General features: G+C 59.9%; 19 protein-coding genes. 11 read left to right on the top strand and 8 right to left on the bottom strand.

Annotated features, from left to right (window positions below):
- Positions 1–2: 2 nt before the first annotated feature.
- Positions 3–932: a LysR family transcriptional regulator gene (locus AAEZ05_RS15300; RefSeq protein WP_045060191.1), complete on the bottom strand. Its 930-nt coding sequence runs from the start codon at positions 930–932 to the stop codon at positions 3–5.
- Between the two features lie 175 nt (positions 933–1107).
- On the opposite strand from AAEZ05_RS15300, the gene AAEZ05_RS15295 reads away from it, so the two are divergent.
- Entirely contained in the window at positions 1108–2337 is a 1230-nt protein-coding gene (locus AAEZ05_RS15295) for an acyl-CoA dehydrogenase (RefSeq protein ID WP_205892939.1), read from the top strand.
- 141 nt (positions 2338–2478) lie between these two features.
- On the opposite strand, the gene AAEZ05_RS15290 is transcribed toward AAEZ05_RS15295, so the two are convergent.
- The gene (locus AAEZ05_RS15290; RefSeq protein WP_350647904.1) at positions 2479–3291 is read right to left on the bottom strand and encodes a TatD family hydrolase; all 813 of its coding nucleotides are present in this window, start codon (positions 3289–3291) and stop codon (positions 2479–2481) included.
- Positions 3292–3514: 223 nt separating this feature from the next.
- Here AAEZ05_RS15290 and AAEZ05_RS15285 point away from each other — a divergent pair, with 223 nt between their 5' ends.
- The 3 genes from AAEZ05_RS15285 to AAEZ05_RS15275 all read left to right on the top strand — a co-directional run bounded on the left by AAEZ05_RS15285 (position 3515) and on the right by AAEZ05_RS15275 (position 6033).
- A complete protein-coding gene (locus tag AAEZ05_RS15285) occupies positions 3515–4936 on the top strand; it encodes an MltF family protein (RefSeq protein WP_205892941.1) in 1422 nt (473 codons plus the stop codon).
- A gap of 104 nt (positions 4937–5040) precedes the next feature.
- Entirely contained in the window at positions 5041–5475 is a 435-nt protein-coding gene (locus AAEZ05_RS15280) for a DoxX family protein (protein WP_045060195.1), read from the top strand.
- A 249-nt stretch (positions 5476–5724) separates the two neighbouring features.
- A complete protein-coding gene (locus tag AAEZ05_RS15275; RefSeq protein ID WP_350647902.1) occupies positions 5725–6033 on the top strand; it encodes a class I SAM-dependent methyltransferase in 309 nt (102 codons plus the stop codon).
- Between the two features lie 70 nt (positions 6034–6103).
- On the opposite strand, the gene AAEZ05_RS15270 is transcribed toward AAEZ05_RS15275, so the two are convergent.
- Positions 6104–6667: a GNAT family N-acetyltransferase gene (locus tag AAEZ05_RS15270; RefSeq protein ID WP_205892942.1), complete on the bottom strand. Its 564-nt coding sequence runs from the start codon at positions 6665–6667 to the stop codon at positions 6104–6106.
- 382 nt (positions 6668–7049) lie between these two features.
- Between AAEZ05_RS15270 and greB the strand changes: the two genes are divergently transcribed.
- On the top strand, positions 7050–7544 hold the full coding sequence (gene greB, locus AAEZ05_RS15265; protein WP_045060197.1) for a transcription elongation factor GreB: 495 nt from the start codon (positions 7050–7052) through the stop codon (positions 7542–7544).
- Positions 7545–7564: 20 nt separating this feature from the next.
- Here greB and AAEZ05_RS15260 read toward each other — a convergent pair whose 3' ends face one another.
- Both AAEZ05_RS15260 and AAEZ05_RS15255 read right to left on the bottom strand, forming a co-directional pair.
- The gene (locus tag AAEZ05_RS15260; protein ID WP_045060198.1) at positions 7565–10069 is read right to left on the bottom strand and encodes an ABC transporter permease; all 2505 of its coding nucleotides are present in this window, start codon (positions 10067–10069) and stop codon (positions 7565–7567) included.
- Positions 10069–10752 (bottom strand): ABC transporter ATP-binding protein, encoded by a 684-nt coding sequence (locus AAEZ05_RS15255; protein WP_350647900.1) that lies wholly within the window; start codon positions 10750–10752, stop codon positions 10069–10071. Before AAEZ05_RS15255 ends, AAEZ05_RS15260 begins: the two co-directional genes overlap by 1 nt.
- Before the next feature lie 10 nt (positions 10753–10762).
- Between AAEZ05_RS15255 and AAEZ05_RS15250 the strand changes: the two genes are divergently transcribed.
- From AAEZ05_RS15250 to AAEZ05_RS15240, 3 genes are all read left to right on the top strand, one after another.
- A complete protein-coding gene (locus AAEZ05_RS15250; RefSeq protein ID WP_045060199.1) occupies positions 10763–11368 on the top strand; it encodes an arylesterase in 606 nt (201 codons plus the stop codon).
- Between the two features lie 56 nt (positions 11369–11424).
- Complete coding sequence (locus AAEZ05_RS15245) at positions 11425–11718, top strand: hypothetical protein (protein WP_003226812.1); 294 nt, start codon at positions 11425–11427, stop codon at positions 11716–11718.
- A gap of 460 nt (positions 11719–12178) precedes the next feature.
- Positions 12179–13150, top strand: a complete 972-nt coding sequence (locus AAEZ05_RS15240) for a L,D-transpeptidase family protein (RefSeq protein WP_045060200.1) — start codon at positions 12179–12181, stop codon at positions 13148–13150.
- A gap of 123 nt (positions 13151–13273) precedes the next feature.
- On the opposite strand, the gene oprI is transcribed toward AAEZ05_RS15240, so the two are convergent.
- Positions 13274–13525 carry an outer membrane lipoprotei OprI gene (gene oprI, locus AAEZ05_RS15235; RefSeq protein ID WP_003199355.1) on the bottom strand — a complete coding sequence of 84 codons (252 nt, stop codon included), beginning with the start codon at positions 13523–13525 and terminating at the stop codon, positions 13274–13276.
- Between the two features lie 639 nt (positions 13526–14164).
- On the opposite strand from oprI, the gene AAEZ05_RS15230 reads away from it, so the two are divergent.
- Positions 14165–14452 carry a GNAT family N-acetyltransferase gene (locus tag AAEZ05_RS15230; RefSeq protein ID WP_020800382.1) on the top strand — a complete coding sequence of 96 codons (288 nt, stop codon included), beginning with the start codon at positions 14165–14167 and terminating at the stop codon, positions 14450–14452.
- A 73-nt stretch (positions 14453–14525) separates the two neighbouring features.
- Here AAEZ05_RS15230 and AAEZ05_RS15225 read toward each other — a convergent pair whose 3' ends face one another.
- Positions 14526–15602, bottom strand: coding sequence for a 3-deoxy-7-phosphoheptulonate synthase (locus tag AAEZ05_RS15225; RefSeq protein ID WP_350599758.1), 1077 nt, complete (start codon positions 15600–15602; stop codon positions 14526–14528).
- Between the two features lie 128 nt (positions 15603–15730).
- Positions 15731–16174, bottom strand: coding sequence for a PilZ domain-containing protein (locus tag AAEZ05_RS15220; RefSeq protein ID WP_045060202.1), 444 nt, complete (start codon positions 16172–16174; stop codon positions 15731–15733).
- On the opposite strand from AAEZ05_RS15220, the gene AAEZ05_RS15215 reads away from it, so the two are divergent.
- A complete protein-coding gene (locus tag AAEZ05_RS15215) occupies positions 16173–16559 on the top strand; it encodes a YbbN family protein (RefSeq protein WP_045060203.1) in 387 nt (128 codons plus the stop codon). The genes AAEZ05_RS15220 and AAEZ05_RS15215 overlap by 2 nt on opposite strands.
- Positions 16556–17512, top strand: a complete 957-nt coding sequence (locus tag AAEZ05_RS15210; RefSeq protein ID WP_205892947.1) for a putative 2-dehydropantoate 2-reductase — start codon at positions 16556–16558, stop codon at positions 17510–17512. Before AAEZ05_RS15215 ends, AAEZ05_RS15210 begins: the two co-directional genes overlap by 4 nt.
- Positions 17513–17536 lie beyond the last annotated feature (24 nt).

The raw sequence follows: 17536 nt of genomic DNA, 5'->3' as shown, positions 1-17536 counted from the left end.
CCCTACACCTTATCCAGTTTCTTCTCATGCGCCGTCACCTGCTGGCACAACTCGATCATCTGCTCGCGCATCCAGCGGTTGGCCGGGTCCTGGTCAGTGCTTTCGTGCCAGTAAAGGTGGGTCTCCACCGGGGGCACATCGTTGACCGGTAAACTGAAGGCATGCAGATCGTTGCGACGGGCAAAGCGCTCGGGCACGGTCATTACCATGTCCGTCTGCTGCAGCACTTGCGACGCCATCAGGTAATGCTGCGAGCGCAGGGCGATCTTGCGCTGGATGCCCATCTTGCCCAGCGCCAGGTCGACATGGCCCAGGCCACTGCGCCGGCTGGAAATATGAATGTGGGTCAGGGACAAGTAGTCATCGAGGCTGAATTTTTCCTTGTTCGCCAGCGGATGCCCCCTGCGCATGGCGCACACGTAGCGGTCCTCCATCAACTTGACATGGCGTACCTGAGGGTCGGTATTGAGCGGGGCATCGACGGCGAAGTCGAGGCGCCCGGCCGCCAGTTCCTTGGTCGTCTCGCGACGCTTGGACAGAAAGCTCTCGATGATCACGGTCGGCGCCAGGCGACGCAGGCGCTGGAACAGCGGGGGCAGGATCACCGCCTCGGTGAGGTCGGTCATGCTGATGCGATACGTCTTGACTGCCTGCAGCGGGTTGAATATGCGGCTTTCCTGAACGGATACACGCAGCAGCGAGAGCGCATTGCGCACCGGCCCGATGATGTTCTGCGCCATGGGCGTCGGGACCATGCCCTGGGCGGTGCGCACGAACAACGGGTCGTTGAATGTCTCGCGCAGGCGGGCGAGGGCGTTCGACACCGCCGGCTGGGTGATGCCAACGATCTGTCCGGCGCGAGTCAGGTTGGCTTCGGTGTAGATCGCGTCAAAGACGATGAAAAGGTTGAGGTCGACCTTGCTCAGATTCATGGCGCTGCACTCTTATTGTGTGGGCTCGGTGGCCTTGGCGATCAGTGGATCATATATCGGTGATGAATGTTAATACACGCCGAGAATAGGCTAGGTAAATTTTCGTCACTGTTCTAGCATCAAATCCATGACCTGAACAACTCATTAAAACCCCCGTTAAAAGGTAGAGCTGCCCATGGATTTCGCTTATTCGCCCAAGGTGCAAGAACTGCGTGAGCGCGTGACCGCGTTCATGGACACCTACGTTTATCCCGCTGAAGCCGTGTTCGAGCGTCAGGTCGCCGAAGGCGATCGCTGGCAGCCGACCGCGATCATGGAAGAACTCAAACTCAAGGCCAAGGCCGAGGGCTTGTGGAATCTGTTTCTGCCCGAGTCCGAGCTGGGTGCCGGCCTGACCAACCTGGAATACGCGCCGCTGGCGGAAATCATGGGTCGCTCCTTGCTCGGCCCTGAGCCCTTCAACTGCTCGGCTCCCGACACCGGCAACATGGAAGTGCTGGTGCGTTACGCCAACGATGAGCAGAAGCAGCGCTGGCTCGAGCCCCTGTTGCGTGGCGAAATTCGGTCAGCCTTCGCCATGACGGAGCCCGACGTGGCGTCCTCCGACGCTACCAATATGGCCGCCCGCGCCGTGCGTGACGGCGATGAGTGGGTCATCAATGGCAAAAAGTGGTGGACCTCCGGCGCCTGTGATCCGCGCTGCAAAATCCTGATCTTCATGGGCCTGAGCAATCCTGACGCACCGCGGCATGCCCAGCACTCGATGATCCTGGTGCCGGTGGATGCCCCTGGCGTGAAGATCCTGCGTCCGCTGCCGGTGTTCGGTTACGACGATGCACCGCATGGTCACGCCGAAGTGCTGTTTGAAAATGTCCGGGTGCCGTTTGAAAACGTCCTGTTGGGCGAGGGCCGCGGGTTTGAAATCGCCCAGGGTCGCCTTGGCCCGGGGCGGATTCACCACTGCATGCGTTCTATCGGCATGGCCGAACGTGCGCTGGAGTTGATGTGCAAACGTTCAGTGAGCCGTACCGCGTTCGGCAAGCCACTGGCGCGCCTGGGCGGTAACATCGACAAGATCGCCGACTCGCGTATGGAAATCGACATGGCGCGCCTGCTGACCTTGAAGGCCGCTTACATGATGGACACCGTCGGTAACAAGGTGGCCAGGAGCGAGATCGCGCAGATCAAGGTGGTTGCTCCCAACGTGGCCTTGCGCGTGATCGACCGCGCGATTCAGATTCACGGCGGCGCCGGGGTTTCCAACGATTTCCCGCTGGCCTACATGTACGCGATGCAACGCACCTTGCGCCTGGCCGATGGCCCGGACGAAGTGCACCGCGCCGCCATTGGCAAGTTCGAGATCGGCAAGTATGTGCCGAAGGAAATGCTGCGCAGCGGCCACTAAACAAACGTGGTGCATCCCCCCACGAGATTCACTGTAGGAGCGAGCTTGCTCGCGATGATCGTCAACGAAGACGCGTTAATGCTGGTTAATGCGGCGCCTCTGAGTTCATCGCGAGCAAGCTCGCTCCTACAGAGGGCGAGTTCAGTGAGTATCCACCTCGGGCAGCCCGTAGAACGTGCGGGCGCACGCGGTGGTGTGTGCTGCCAGGTCTTCCTCGCTTTCCCCCCGATGCAATGCCACCTCACGCAACACCTCCGTCAGATACGCGGGTTCGTTACGGCCATTCTTCGGTTTGGGCCGCAAGCTGCGAGGCAACAGGTACGGCGCATCGCTCTCCAGCATCAATCGACCGCGTTTGATCTCCTTTACCAGAGGGTGCAGGTGCGTGCCCCGGCGTTCGTCGCAGATCCATCCGGTAATGCCGATGTGCAAGTCCAGGTCGAGGTAGCTGAACAAGGCCTTTTTTTCCCCGGTAAAACAATGCACCACGGCAGCCGGCAACTGATCCCGATAGTCGCGCAGGATGTCCAGCAGGCGCTGGCTGGCATCGCGCTCGTGCAGGAACACCGGCAATTGCAGTTCGACCGCCATGGCCAGGTGCTCCTCCAGCACCTTCTCCTGTTGCGGGCGCGGCGAGAAGTCGCGATTGAAGTCCAGCCCGCATTCGCCCACGGCGACAACGTTGGGTTCCTTGAGCAAACTGCGCAGGCGCCGGGCGCTATCGGCGTTCCAGTCGCTGGCGGAATGCGGGTGGATGCCGGCAGTGGCAAACAGCCGCTGGTTGCTTTCGTCCAGCTGCTGGCACAGCTCCAAGGCCTGTTCGCTGCCTTCGAGACTGGTGCCGGTAAGGACCAGTTGGCACACGCCGGCGGCGTACGCACGGTCGAGTACCGCCTGGTGCTTGTCGGCAAAACTGGGGTTGGTCAGGTTGACGCCGATATCGATGAGTTGCATGGTGCTACCTCGGACCAAAGGCCGGAAAGCATATCAGAGCTGCAGATTTATAAGAAAAGCCAAGAACTACAATCAGTTGTAGCTGTCTCTTGATGCCGCGAGGGAGGTCGTGCTGGTCAGTTGGCCCGCATGAAGCCGTTTTCTCGCGCCTTGTCAGCGCTGTTTCTGACGTTCGATTTCGCTCACTCCTTGAAATCGGCCCAGTTTTCTTTCCGGAGAGTGGATGACCCGTCCCTCGGTGTTGCTGTTGCTGTGTTTATCGTTGCTACTGCCGATGCCGGCGGTTGCGCGTCTGGCCGGCCCGCTGCAAGCCGTACCCGCCGCGAAGGTCCGTGATCTGGCGGAAATCCGCAGCAGCCGGGTGCTGCGCGTGCTGGTTAACCAAAGCCGCAACAGCTCCGGGGAAGTCGAAGGCCAGGCGATCGGCGTCGAATACCACCGCCTGCGCGCCTTTGAGCAATACCTCAATGGTCACGCCCGTGACGGTCAGGAAATCTCCCTCAAGATAATCCCCAAAGGCAAAGATCAACTGATCGGCGCATTGCAGCGCGGGGAGGGTGACCTGGTGGCGCCAGGGGAATTGCTCGACCTGCAGCCCGGCCACGCCATCAGCACCAGTCAACCCATTGCCAGCAATATTCCGTTGGTGTTGGTCGGGATCAAGGGCGAGCGGAGTTACACCCGCCTGGAGCAGTTGTCCGGCAAGACCCTGGCCCTGCCGACGGGCAGCGCTGCCGGGGATGCGCTCAGCCAGATCAATCAGAAACTGGCGCTGCATAAATTGCCGCCGGTGAACGTCGAGTGGGTCGACCCCAGCCTCGCGGTCGAGGATGTGTTGGAAATGGTCCAGGGCGGCATCTTCCACCTGACGATAGTCGAACAACCGATTGCCGAGCGCTGGGGCAAGATTCTGCCCAAGTTGCGCCTCGACCGGAAGGTGCTGATCAGCGAGCCGGGAGAAGAGTTCTGGTTCGTGCGGCGCGATGCTTCAATGCTGCGGGCCAGCATCGACCGCTTTCTACTCACCTACAAGAAACCTTCGGACCAGGATGTGGCCTTCCTGCGCATCTACCGTCGGCTGTATCAAGTGCACTATCCCTTGGCCAAGGCCAATCGTCAGCGCCTGGAAAAGCTGCGCCCGGTGCTGCAGAAGCACGCGGCGGCCCAAGGCATGGACTGGCTGAATCTGGCGGCGCTGGCATTCAAGGAATCCGGGCTGCAACCCAGTGCCCGCAGCGGCGGTGCCCCGACCGGGCTGATGCAGATCACCCCGGCGGCGGCGCAACGGGTAGGCGTCAATAACATTCAGGAACTGGATGCCAATGTTCAGGCCGGGGCCAAGTACCTGGCGATGATTCGCCGCAAATTCTTTGCCAGCCCCAAGCTCAATGAGCGTGAGCGCATGGCGTTTGTGCTGGCCGCTTACAACATTGGGCCGGAGCGGGTCCAGGGCATGCGCGCCGAGGCACGACGTCGAGGCTTGAACCCTAATCAATGGTTTTTCCAGGTGGAGCGCATTGCCATGGAGCAGGTTGGAATGGGGCCGGTCAGCTATGTTAATAGCGTGAACAAGTATTACCTGGCGTTCGATCGGGAGCGAGAATCGCTGGAGCCTCAGGGGCAAAAGGTTGTCACACGGAAATGATCTACTAAACTGATTGTTATGCTGAGATATTTACGCTTTTAACATAAAAATAACCGATTAATATAGCGGCCAACCACACTCAAACCAAGAATGGATGACACAGCATGAGCACACTGATCAACAAGGTCCTGTTTACCCGCGCCGGCTACGGCTTGACTGTCCTGCGGATCTTCGTCGGCATCATCTTTGCCGCCCACGGCGCGCAGAAGCTCTTTGGTGCGTTTGGCGGTTACGGTTTGGCCGGCACTGCGCAGTACATGGAAAGCCTGGGCCTGACGCCTGGCTATGTGATGGCGACGCTGGCTGGAGGCACCGAGTTCTTTGGCGGCCTGGCATTGATCATCGGCCTGTTGGTGCGCCCGGCGGCATTGGGCCTCACGTTTGTGTCGCTGGTTGCCATCTTCAGCGTGCACATCAGCAACGGCCTGTTCATGGCCAACAACGGTTACGAATTTGCCCTGGCCCTGCTCGGTGGCTCCATTGCGGTGTTGATCGAAGGCGCCGGCAAGCTGTCGGCAGACCGCGCCATCGCCGGCTAACCGCTCTGGATCAACCAAAAGGCCCGCATCACGCGGGCCTTTTTTGTTGCTCTCAATTCTTGACACTGCCGTGTCGGCTTCTCTAGGATGCTGCTCATGCGCCGATTTAAACAGCTACTTGCGGGGCGCCAGGTGACTCGATCAGTTACCGACAGAAGCTTGGAAACAGGCTTCGAAATTCCGCTAAAGCGCTGGTTCGGTGTTGCCTCTCACCTGCCATGCAGACCTTTGAGGCAGAGACACGACACGATGAATGCATTAAGCCCCGTTGTACGCCCCGCGCCGATCACGGCACACCTCACCCAGCGCAATCCCAAAATCCTGCTTGGCGGCAAACATCAGCCAACGCTCCTGCGTTATCTCGATGGCTGGCCTCGCCGCACGGGTGGTCCTGCGGCATTCCTTATCCAGTTCGTCGAAGACGGTGAGACCCTGGCGCGTTTCGCCAGCGACAGCTTCGACCTGGCGGTGATTCAGTCACCGACTGTTGAAGGGGCCGGCGAAATGATCAGCCAATTGATCCGCGTGGCCCGCCAGGGCCTGATTACACGACGCTGAATGTTACCGTTTTGTCGATTGACGGCGCGTGCCAGCGGCTGGCACTGGCGTCGGTATTCGCGCGAATCAATCAGACGAGCGTCTTAAGGGCCAACTCAAAAGCGTCACAGCCTTTGCTGGCAAAGCTCTGGTAGTTACCGAACAGACGGATCAGGTAGATCGAGCCTACGTTCAGATAGCCCAGGCGGTAAATGGACTTCAACGAATCGAAGTTGCTCGACTCCACATAAGAGACCAGGCCTTTGTAACCCTTCTCCAGGTAATGCTTGAGAGCAAGGTTCATGCCTATGGCGTGCAGGCGCTGACCGCGATACTCGTGATGGGTGAAGCCTTTGTACATGTAGACGTAAGAGGGGCTGAAGTGCAGGAACAGTTCTGGCGGATCGATGTGCGTCGGTTTGCGTGAATACCAGCCATAAGAGGCTAATACCGCGCCATCGAAGATGCCGAAGCATTGATCGCCCTTGGCCAGGGATTCTTCGATAAAGCTCTCGGGCATCTCATTGACTGGATCGCGCGCGTAGTGGCGCATCATCTGTTCACTCAGGAACATCGGCTTGAAGTGCGATGGGTAGTCGAGGAACGCGGGGTCGACTTTCTGCAGCGTGACCCCGCGCAGTATCTTGAACAGCATGAAGGCGTTGACCGTCTTCAAAAAAAGCTGATGACTCGCGCTGGATAACCCAATCTTTCGAATCTTCGTTTGGCTTTTCTCAAGCAGCTGCTGCACGATCATGCCGTCCTCCCGATGGATCTTGTGGATGAAAGGGAATTTGCGTGAATTCAAGGTGCCAATTTATTGGCCTATGTAACAAGATGTTAGCAAGGTATTTTGCTTTTGCCCGGGAAAGCGTCATAAAACTAGCGATACCCGACAGACGTTCCGTAGAGTCAGTTGAGTACTTGCAGCTAACTACCTGAGTTGTCAGACGTTCATTTCCCGCAAGCCTGGGTAGAAAAGGAAAATTTTTTTTCAGTGCCATGCATTCGTGACTCGCCCCAAGGAGGCCCTCGACTTGAGTACCAACATCATCACAAAAGAAGGGCATGACGCCCTGAAACAGGAGCTCGATTACCTTTGGCGGGAGAAGCGTCCGGACACGACTCGCAAGGTCACCTGGGCCGCCTCCCTGGGCGACCGCAGTGAGAATGCCGATTACCAGTACAACAAGAAGCTGCTGCGCGAAATTGATCGCAGGGTGCGCTACCTGCGCAAGCGGCTGGAGGATGTGCGGGTGGTCGAGTACTCGCCGGAGCAGGAGGGAAGGGTGTTTTTCGGCGCCTGGGTCGAGATTGAAAACGAGGCCGGGGACATCAAGAAATTTCGCGTGGTGGGGTATGACGAAATCTACGGGCGCAACGATTACATCTCGATCGATTCACCGATGGCGCGCGCGTTGCTGAAAAAGGAAGTGGGTGACGAGGCGGTGGTGCAGACCCCGGGGGGCGAAACGTTGTGGTGGATCAACGCCATCTCCTACGGGCAAACGCCAAACGATCGCCCAGGGTAGGGCGACCGCTCAGGCGTCGATCAACCCTCGCGCAGCACGGTCAGCGGGCTGGCATTCAGGGCCCGACGGGTACCGAATACGCCCGCGCCGCCAATAAGCACGGCACCGATCAATGGCAATACCAGCAGCCATGGATGCGGCTGCCACGGCAGGTCAAATGCATAGCGGTATAGCACCAGGCTGACCAGTTCCGAGCCCAGTGCCGCGAGCAGGCCACTCACTGCCCCCAGCAGACCGAACTCGATCCGCCGGGCCTTGACCAACAGCTTCCGTTCCGCGCCCAGCGCACGTAGCAGGGCGCCCTGGCGAATGCGTTCATCCAGTGTTGCCTGCAATCCGGAAAACAGCACCGCCATGCCAGCCGCCAGGACGAACAGCAGGACGTACTCCACCGCCAGGGTGACCTGGGCGAGGATGCTGCGCAGCTGTTCCAGCAGGGCTTCGACTTGCAGGATGGTCACTGCCGGAAAGCTTCGGGACAGGTCGACGATCTGCTGGTCATGCCCAGCGGCCAGGTAGAAGCTGGTCAGGTAGGTGGCCGGCAGGTCCTTAAGGGTGCCGGGCTGGAAGATCATGAAGAAGTTGGGCTGGAAGTTGTCCCAGTTGATGTCACGCAAGCTGGTGACTTTCGCTTCGCGATTGACGCCGCCAACGGTGAAAACCATGTGATCGCCCAGCTTGAGCTTCAGGCTTTCGGCAACCTTGCCCTCCACCGATACCCCGGGAATCTCGTCGGGCGTCTGTTCGGTCCACCAGTTGCCGGCGGTGAGCTTGTTACCCGCTGGCAGGTCGGCCGCCCAGGTCAGGCTCAGGTCGCGCTGGATGGCCCGATCTCCGGCTGAGTCCTTGCTGACGATTTGCTGCACCGGTTCGCCATTGATACTGATCAGCCTTCCGGGCACCACCGGATACAAGGGTGCTGCCTGTGCCGAGAGTTCGATCAGGCGGTCGGTGAATGCCTGCTTGTCTGCCGGCAAAATATTCAGTGCAAAATAGTTTGGAGCATTTTTCGGCAGCTGGTTCTGCCAGGTATCGAGTAATTCGCCGCGCAGCAGGGCGATCAACGCCATGGACAGCAGGATCAGACCGAACGCCAGGGACTGCCCCGCAGCTGCCAGGGGGTGGCGCAGCAACTGGCCCAGCCCCAGGCGCCAGGGCAGGGAAGCGCGTGCCAGCATGCGCCGCAGGCTTTTGAGCAGCAGCAACAGCAAGCCGCCCAGGACCAGCGCGGCAATGACGCCGCCGCCGAGCAGGGCGAAGGTCAGCACCAGGTCCAGGCTCAGGCGCCACATGATCAGCCCCAGTGCCCCCAAGGCCGCGCCATAGACCATCCAGGTGCTGGACGGTATGGGCAGCATGTCTCGACGCAACACGCGCAGCGGCGGCACCCGACCCAACGCCGCCAGGGGCGGCAGGGCAAAGCCGGCCAACGCCACCAGCCCGGTGCCGATCCCGGCCATGGCCGGGAACAGGCCGCCAGGCGGGACATCGGTAGGCAGCAGGTCATGCAGTAACGCAAACAACCCGAGCTGCGCCAGCCAACCGATCACCGCGCCGCTGATACTCGCCAGCAAGCCCAGCACAGCCAGCTGCACGCTGAACAACAGCAGGGTTTCCCGGCGTGACAGGCCCAGGCAGCGCAGCAGTGCGCTGGCATCGAAGCGGCGAGTGGCGAAGCGCGTGGCCGACAGGGCCACCGCTACTCCGGACAACAGCACCGCGACCAGGCTGGCCATGTTCAGGTAGCGCTCGGCCTTGCCCAGCGCACCACCGATTTGCCGATTGCCATCGCGGGCATCCTGCAGCCGCTGATTCGGCGCCAGGCCGGGCTTGATCGCTTGTCGATAGCTTTCCAGTGCCTCGGCCTTGCCGCGCCACAGTTCCCGGTAGCTGACCCTGCTGCCGGGCTGGACCACGCCAGTGGCCGCCAGGTCGCTGAGGTTGATCATGACCCGTGGCGTCAGGCTGTAGAAATTCCCCGCCCGATCGGGTTCATAGGTCAGTACCCTGGCGAGTTTGAGCGTTTTCATGCCGACGTCGATGCTGTCGCCCATCTTCAGGTCCAGGGCTGTCAGCAGTCGCGCTTCAACCCAGGCTTCGCCGGGTTTCGGACCACCCCCGGGCTCTTCCGGGGCGAAGGGCGCAGGCGCGCTTTTCAGTTCGCCGCGTAATGGGTAGGCGTTATCTGCCGCCTTGATGCTCGACAGCTGGATCCCGTTGTCGGTGGCGATCACGCTGGAGAACTCGACCACCTGGGCGTGTTCGAGTCCCAGCTCGACGCCGCTGGTGATCTGTTCCGGTCGCGCTGGCGAGCTGCCTTCGAGCAGCAGGTCGGCGCCGAGGAACTCGGTGGCCCGCAGCAACATGGCGCCGTTCAGGCGGGCGCCGAAATAACCAATGGCCGTACTCGCCGCCACGGCGACCAGCAAGGCGAAGAACAACACCCGCAGCTCACCGGCGCGGGCGTCGCGCAGCAGTTGGCGCAGGGCAAGGCTGAACAGGCGCAATAGCGGCAGGCGTGCCATCAAGGCTCCAGAGGGGCGACCAGCAGGCCGGCTTCAAGGCGGATCAGGCGCCGGCACCGGTGTGCCAGGCGTTCGTCGTGAGTCACCAGCACCAGCGTGGTGCCGCGCTCTTTGTTGAGTTCGAACAGCAGGTCGCTGATGCGCTCGCCCGTGTGGCTGTCGAGGTTGCCCGTGGGCTCGTCGGCAAACAGTACGTCGGGCTCGGCTGCGAACGCGCGGGCAATTGCCACGCGTTGCTGTTCGCCACCAGAGAGCTGGCGCGGTGAATGGGTCAGGCGCTGGCCCAGGCCTACCCGCTGCAACAACTGCGTGGCCCGTTCGCGGGCGTCCTTGCGACCGTCCAGCTCCAGCGGCAGCATGACGTTTTCCAGGGCGTTGAGACTGTCGAGCAGCTGGAACGACTGGAACACGAAACCGACGTGCTCGGCCCGGATGCGCGCGCGCTGGTCTTCGTCAAGATTACTCAGGGCCTGGCCGGCCAGTGTGACTTCGCCGCTGCTGGGCAGGTCGAGGCCGGCGAGCAAACCGAGGAGGGTGGATTTGCCTGATCCTGAGGCGCCGACAATAGCCAGGCTATCGCCCTTGTTCAGTTCCAGGCCGAGTTCGTGCAGGATAGTCAGTTCACCTTCCGCGCTGGGTACCACTTTGCTGAGGTTCTTCGCGGTGAGAATGCTTGCGCCCATGGAGAATCCGATGCGAGTGTGGTTTTTGAGTGCTGGCCTGGCCTTGATGTGCATGGCCCAGAACGCAGCGGCGGGTACAGTCCTGATCGTTGGCGATAGTATCAGCGCGGGTTTCGGCCTGGATACCCGCTTAGGCTGGGTGTCTTTGCTTGAGCAGCGGCTCAAGCGCGAAGGTTTCGACGATAAGGTGGTCAACGCATCCATCAGTGGCGACACCAGTGCCGGAGGCCAGGCGCGCCTGCCGGCGCTGCTTGCAGAGCATAAGCCGGAGTTGGTGATCCTCGAGCTGGGTGGCAATGATGGCTTGCGCGGGATGCTCCCAACTCAATTGCAACAAAATCTTGCGTCGATGATCGACAGCTCGCGCGCCAGCGGAGCAAAAGTGTTGCTGCTGGGCATGCAATTGCCGCCCAATTATGGTGCTCGCTATACCAAGGCTTTTGCCGAGGTCTACAGCACCGTGGCCGACGAGAAAAAAATCCCGCTGGTACCCTTTTTTCTGGAGGGGGTGGGTGGGCATCCGGACCTGATGCAAAGCGACGGCCTGCACCCGGCTGCAGGGGCTCAGGGCAAGTTGCTGGAAAATGTCTGGCCGACACTGAAACCGCTGCTTTGACGCTTTTCTACTGGCTGCGTTTCGGCTAAGGTGGCGCCCCCGATTTGGAGCCCCCGATGCCGCGTCCCGCCTGGTCACTTTTCGCCTATCAACTGATCGAGCCTGACGAGCAGCTGGATCTGTTCGCCTGCCAGGAAGTGCGTGTGCATCTGGTGACCCGACAGCTTGAACTGGGCGGCTCGGCAGACCGGACCCTCTGCGGCAGCCTCCTGCCGGCGCAGCCACGTTGGTCGAGTGTGGATCGTCGGGTGTTTCAGGACCAGCGCTTGTGTTCGTTGTGTCGTGCGATTCTGGAATCGCAGAAACGCGGGACTTCGCCGATCTGGCCAGAACTGCGGTTTGAGCTGTAGGAGCCGTAGGAGCTGTCGAGTGAAACGAGGCTGCGATCTTTTGATCCCGCTTTGTGTACATATCCATTTTTGCGGTAACGGCTTCTGATGGTTCCGCTCTTACAGCGGGTTACTTTGCGCCGGGGCGCGCAGCCTTTTCGAAAGTGACCCGCTGTAAGAGCGGAACCATAAGCAGCCCTGACCGCAGCAATGGATATGTACGCAAAGCGGGATCAAAAGATCGCAGCCTCGTTTCACTCGACAGCTCCTACGGCTCCCGCAGCTACCCAGCTCCACCGACCCCAAGGCCCCCATAATCTCAGGCCGAATTCGTTAGCAGGGGTTTCGAAATAAACCGAACCCCCCACCCACCAAGCCCCCCCAGCCAATGCGCGCTCTATCGGTGCGTCTCCCCGAATAGCGAAGCGCCAGTGTACAATCGCGTTTTTATACCTTGTCGATCATGCGAAGGATTTTCCGGATGTTGCCGCGCTTTCCCGCCGTCACCCGCTGCCTGACTCTTGCCGCGCTCTGTGCCGCAGGCCCCGTGGCAGCCTTGGAGTTGCCTCTTCCGCCACCCGGTGAAGACATCATTGGCCAGGTGCAAGTGATCAAGGCCAAGTACGAAGATACCTTCGCCGACCTTGGCACCACCTACGACCTGGGCTATTCGGAAATGGTCGCCGCCAACCCGGGCGTCGACGCCTGGCTGCCTGGCGTGGGCACCGAAATCATTCTGCCAACGCGCTTCATCCTGCCCCCAGGGCCGCGTGAAGGCATCGTGATCAACCTCGCCGAGTACCGCCTTTATTACTACCCCAAAGGCCGGGACGTGGTGTACACCTTCCCGCTGGGCATTGGCCGTGAAGGCTGGGGCTCGCCGATTGCGCATACCACCATCACCGCCAAGACACACAATCCGACCTGGACGCCGCCTGCGTCGATCAAGGCCGAACACCTTGCCGATGGCGATCCTCTGCCCAACGTCGTACCGGCCGGTCCGGACAACCCATTGGGGCCGTTCAAGTTCAACCTGGGTACCCCGGGCTACCTGATCCATGGCTCGAACAAGAAATTCGGCATCGGCATGCGCACCAGCCATGGCTGTTTCCGCATGTTCAACAATAACGTCCTGGAAATGGCGAGCATGGTCCCGGTGGGTACCTCGGTGCGTATCATCAACGACCCGTACAAGTTCGGCGTGAGTGGCGGCAAGGTCTACCTCGAGGCGCACACGCCGCTTGACGACAACGGCAACCCGTCGGTAGTCGACAAGCACACGGCGGTGATCAACGCGATGCTCAAGCGTGAGGACATCACCAACAACCTGCGCATGAACTGGGATGTGGTGCGTGATGTGGTCGCAGCCGAAGATGGCTTGCCAGTGGAGATCGCCGTACCCAATGGTGCGGCGCCGATGGTGACCAGCTCACCTATCGACCTGCAGCAGTAGGCCTGTGCAAAAGCCCGTCGACGTGAATCGCGTCGACGGGTTTTTTATTGTCCGCAGGAAAATCCGGGCAATAAAAAAGCCGACCCAAAAATGGGTCGGCTTGATAACAATCCCGAGGGATTATTACTTGCGGCTAGCTTTGTCGAGCATGCGCAGAGCGCGCTCGTTAGCTTCGTCAGCAGTCTGTTGTGCTTTTTGAGCAGCAGCCAGAGCTTCATCAGCTTTACGGTAAGCTTCGTCTGCACGAGCCTGGGAGCGAGCTGCTGCGTCTTCGGTAGCAGTCAGACGTGCTTCGGTTTCTTTCGATGCGCTGCTGCAACCGGTAGCCAGAACTGCGGCCAGGGCCAGAGCAGAGAATTTCAGAACGTTGTTCATCGTGTTCCCCTTCAAGGACTTTCTATTAAGTAGCTGTCTCCTCAGAGTGAGGAAATAGCCGGCGTACATACTACCCATTACTTGTAGTAAGTAAACTGACGTGTAGCAAGAAGCAAAAAAAATTGTAGGCGTTGATTCTTTTTCGAGCAACTTTTAACTGCTTTGTATAAAAAATATCCAGCTGCGAGCCCCGATCTGAGCGAGCCCCCCGGAAAAAGTTCCCGATCTGCAGCGCTGTTTTTGCGGTCTAGGGTAAAGTCTGTCTAAATGATTTCGTCTACACTTTTGTTCGGGAATTGTGCAGTGCTTCGCTTATCTTTCTGCTAGTTGAGGTGACTTTAACAACGGGCGCTCGTCTTAAGTCTCAACATCCGGCAATGTTCAGGTAATCGGCTGCGGGAAATCCCCGGTCTTGAAGTCCCTGCGTCTCCCCCGGAGCAGCACCCGCCAATCTGCGTAATGACGAGCGTACCTTGAGCATTTTTGCCAATGGTGCCTACTATTTGTACGTGCCCGGTTGCGCGAGATTGGTGCAGCTCTTCTCGGTGTCCTTTCAGGCACGGGGTGGCGTAGATGTTCCTTCGCCGGAAAAACATCGGTAAGGTAGGGGTCAAAATTCAAGACCCGCGAGGAGTAGTGATGAGCGAGGCGTTGTCCATCCACCATGACCAGGCTGGTCATCAGTTCGAGACCAATGTGGACGGTCATCGTGCCTACCTGACCTATATGGACCTGGGTAAACAGACCCTGGATATTTATCGTACCTTCGTACCCAACGCGTTGCGTGGTCGCGGTATTGCCGCCGCGTTGACCGAGCAGGCGCTGCAGTACGCCGAGGAAATGGGCTACACGGTCATTCCATCGTGCTCCTATGTGGAGCGCTACATGGAACGTCACCAGCGCCATGCCGCCAAGCTGAGCCAGTAAACGCAACGCAAAAAAACGCCGGGCTGCCCCGGCGTTTTTTTTGCGTTGCGTTTACTGACCCGCTTGGCCGTGCTCAGTCGCGAGCGCGTTTTGGCAGTACGTCCTTGAGCTTGGCATGCATGCTGCGCAAGGTCGTCTCGGTGGCAGACCAGTCGATGCAGGCGTCGGTGATCGACACGCCGTATTGCAGGTCGGCCAGATCCTTCGGAATGGCCTGGCAGCCCCAGTTCAGGTGACTCTCGACCATCAGGCCGATGATCGACTGGTTGCCTTCGAGGATCTGGTTGGCCACGTTCTCCATCACCAGCGGTTGCAGGGCGGGGTCCTTGTTGGAGTTGGCGTGGCTGCAGTCGACCATGATGTTCGGCTTGATCTTCGCCTTGTTCAGTGCCTGCTCGCAGAGCGCGACGCTAACCGAATCGTAGTTCGGTTTGCCGTTGCCGCCGCGCAGTACCACGTGACCGTAGGCATTGCCCTTGGTGGTGACGATCGACACGCCACCTTCCTGATTGATGCCCAGGAAACGGTGCGGGCTGGAAACCGACTGCAGGGCGTTGATCGCAACGGTCAGGCCGCCGTCGGTGCCGTTCTTGAAGCCGACAGCCGAGGACAGGCCGGAAGCCATTTCACGGTGAGTCTGGGATTCGGTGGTGCGCGCGCCAATGGCCGACCAGCTGATCAGGTCCTGCAGATACTGCGGGGAGATCGGGTCAAGGGCTTCGGTGGCGGTGGGCAGGCCCATCTCGGCCAAGTCCAGCAGCAATTGACGACCGATATGCAGACCGTCCTGAATCTTGAAGGAGTCATCCAGGTACGGATCGTTGATCAGGCCCTTCCAGCCAACGGTGGTACGTGGCTTCTCGAAATACACTCGCATGACCAGATACAGAGTATCGGACACTTCGGTGGCCAGCACCTTGAGGCGCTCGGCGTATTCGTGGGCGGCCTTGATATCGTGGATCGAGCAAGGCCCGATAACGACGAACAGGCGGTGATCGGTGCCATCAAGAATGTTGCGAATGACTTCGCGACCCTTGGTGACGGTGCGCAAGGCAGCGTCGCTCAGGGGAATATCACGCTTGAGCTGGTCAGGAGTGATCAGCGTCTCGTTGGAGGCGACGTTTAGGTCGTTGATCGGTAAATCAGCCATCGTTTACTCGTCAGGTCACGGGTGCCGGCCGCCAGCGAACCCGCGCGGCGGAGCACAGCAAATTAAGCGCGTCGGGGAGCGGAACCTTAGCGCGTTACACCGTGGCTCGACAATGGGCAGAAGTGGGTTTAATCCAGCACAGGCTGCGCAAAAGCCTTGCTTACCGTGTCGTGGGAGAACTCATCGGCATGCTGCTGCACCCATTCAAGCGCCAGTGCCTGGTTGTCCTGGCGCTCGCTGTGCGGTTCATGCAGGCGGCAATAGCGTTCGATCTGGCAAATCTGCTCGCCCATTCTCGCGCTGAACAGCATCTGTTCGTCGACAAAGGCTATGCCTACCAGATACCCGCGCTTGCGGCGCAGGCACCAGGCTACATAGCCCAGGTAGCGCAGGTCCGGGTTGAGGGTCGGCATGCGCACTTCAAGCGCCGTGCCGTGGCGCCAGGCGCGGTGATAATTGCAAGCCATGCCGCCGAGGCTGATAGTGTGCAGCCGTTGTCGCGATATGCATTCATGTTTGAGCAACGTTAATTCAACGGGCACATCGTCAGGGTGAGGAAGAAAACGTCCCATGAACACAGACTCCATGTGTCGGTCATCTGACAGCGTTTCCCCCAGTATAGTGGTCGAATTGGAACTGACCGATTTCGATGCCGACCAACGGCTGCTGGCGCTGAGCGGTGTTTCGCTGGTGATTTTCACCAGCGTCGGCTGCGCCAGTTGCCGTTATGCCAGGGCTCGCTTGCCCGGGCAGGCGCTGGAGGTCGACCGGCTGTGCTGGATTGATGCCGGCAGCAACGGTGGCGTGGTCGAGCGTTACCAGGTCTTTCACTTGCCAGCGCTGTTTGTCGTGCGTGACGGTGAATTCTTCGGGGCACTGAATTCGCGCCTTGAGACTACTGAACTCAATGAGGCGCTGACTAAGGCGCTGACACGAACAGCAGAGGAGTTGCCATGACGGGGGCAGCAGCGAGGCCGACAATCGGCATTATAGGCACCGGGGCGATCGGTGGATTTTACGGGGCGATGTTGGCGCATGCCGGCTTCGATGTGCATTTCCTGGTGCGCAGCGAGTTCCACGCCGTGGCCGAACGTGGCCTGCAAGTGCACAGTGCGCAGCATGGGACATTGAACGTTTTCCCGGTGCAAGCCTATTCCTCGGTCGACGACATGCCGCCCTGTGACTGGTTGCTGGTGGGGACGAAAACCACCAGTAACGCCGAGCTGGCATCCACCATCGTTCGAGCTGGCGCGGCTGACGCCAAGGTGCTGCTGTTGCAAAATGGCCTGGGCGTCGAAGACAGCCTGCGCGAATCGCTGCCTGATTCGCTGCACGTGCTCGGAGGTCTCTGTTACATCTGTGTCCATCGCGAGGCGCCCGGGGTTATTACTCATCAGGCCCTTGGCGCAGTGCATGTCGGTTATCACAGCGGTCCTGCCGCCGACCTGCCGGCGCGCCAGGCAATAGCCGAAGAAGGCGCCGGACTGTTCCACTTCGCCGGCATCGACTCCCAGGCCATGGCAAATCTGCATCAGGCACGCTGGCAGAAACTGGTCTGGAATATCCCCTACAACGGACTCTCGGTGCTGTTGCGCGCGAGCACTGTGCCGTTGATGGCCGATACCAATAGCCGGGAACTGATCAAGGCGTTGATGGCCGAAGTGGTGCAGGGCGCCACCGCCTGTGGTTATCAGGTGCCCGCCGGGTACGCCGAGCATCTGTTCATGATGACCGAAAAGATGCCCGATTATTGGCCGAGCATGTATCACGATCATCTGCACGGGCGGCCACTGGAGCTGGAGGCGATCTACGCCCGGCCCCTGGCAGCCGCGAAAGCCGCGGGATGCGACATGCCGCGAATCGAAGCCCTGTTCCGCAGTTTGGCTTTCATCGATCGACGTCCTGCCTGAGTCGGTCATTCAGTGAGGGAAGGT

Origin of the sequence: Pseudomonas sp. HY13-MNA-CIBAN-0226, from assembly GCF_040310305.1 — a bacterium.
GTDB lineage: Bacteria > Pseudomonadota > Gammaproteobacteria > Pseudomonadales > Pseudomonadaceae > Aquipseudomonas > Aquipseudomonas gregormendelii.
The sequence above is the reverse complement of the archived record's forward strand: the minus strand, read 5'-3'. Positions and strand labels throughout refer to the sequence as shown.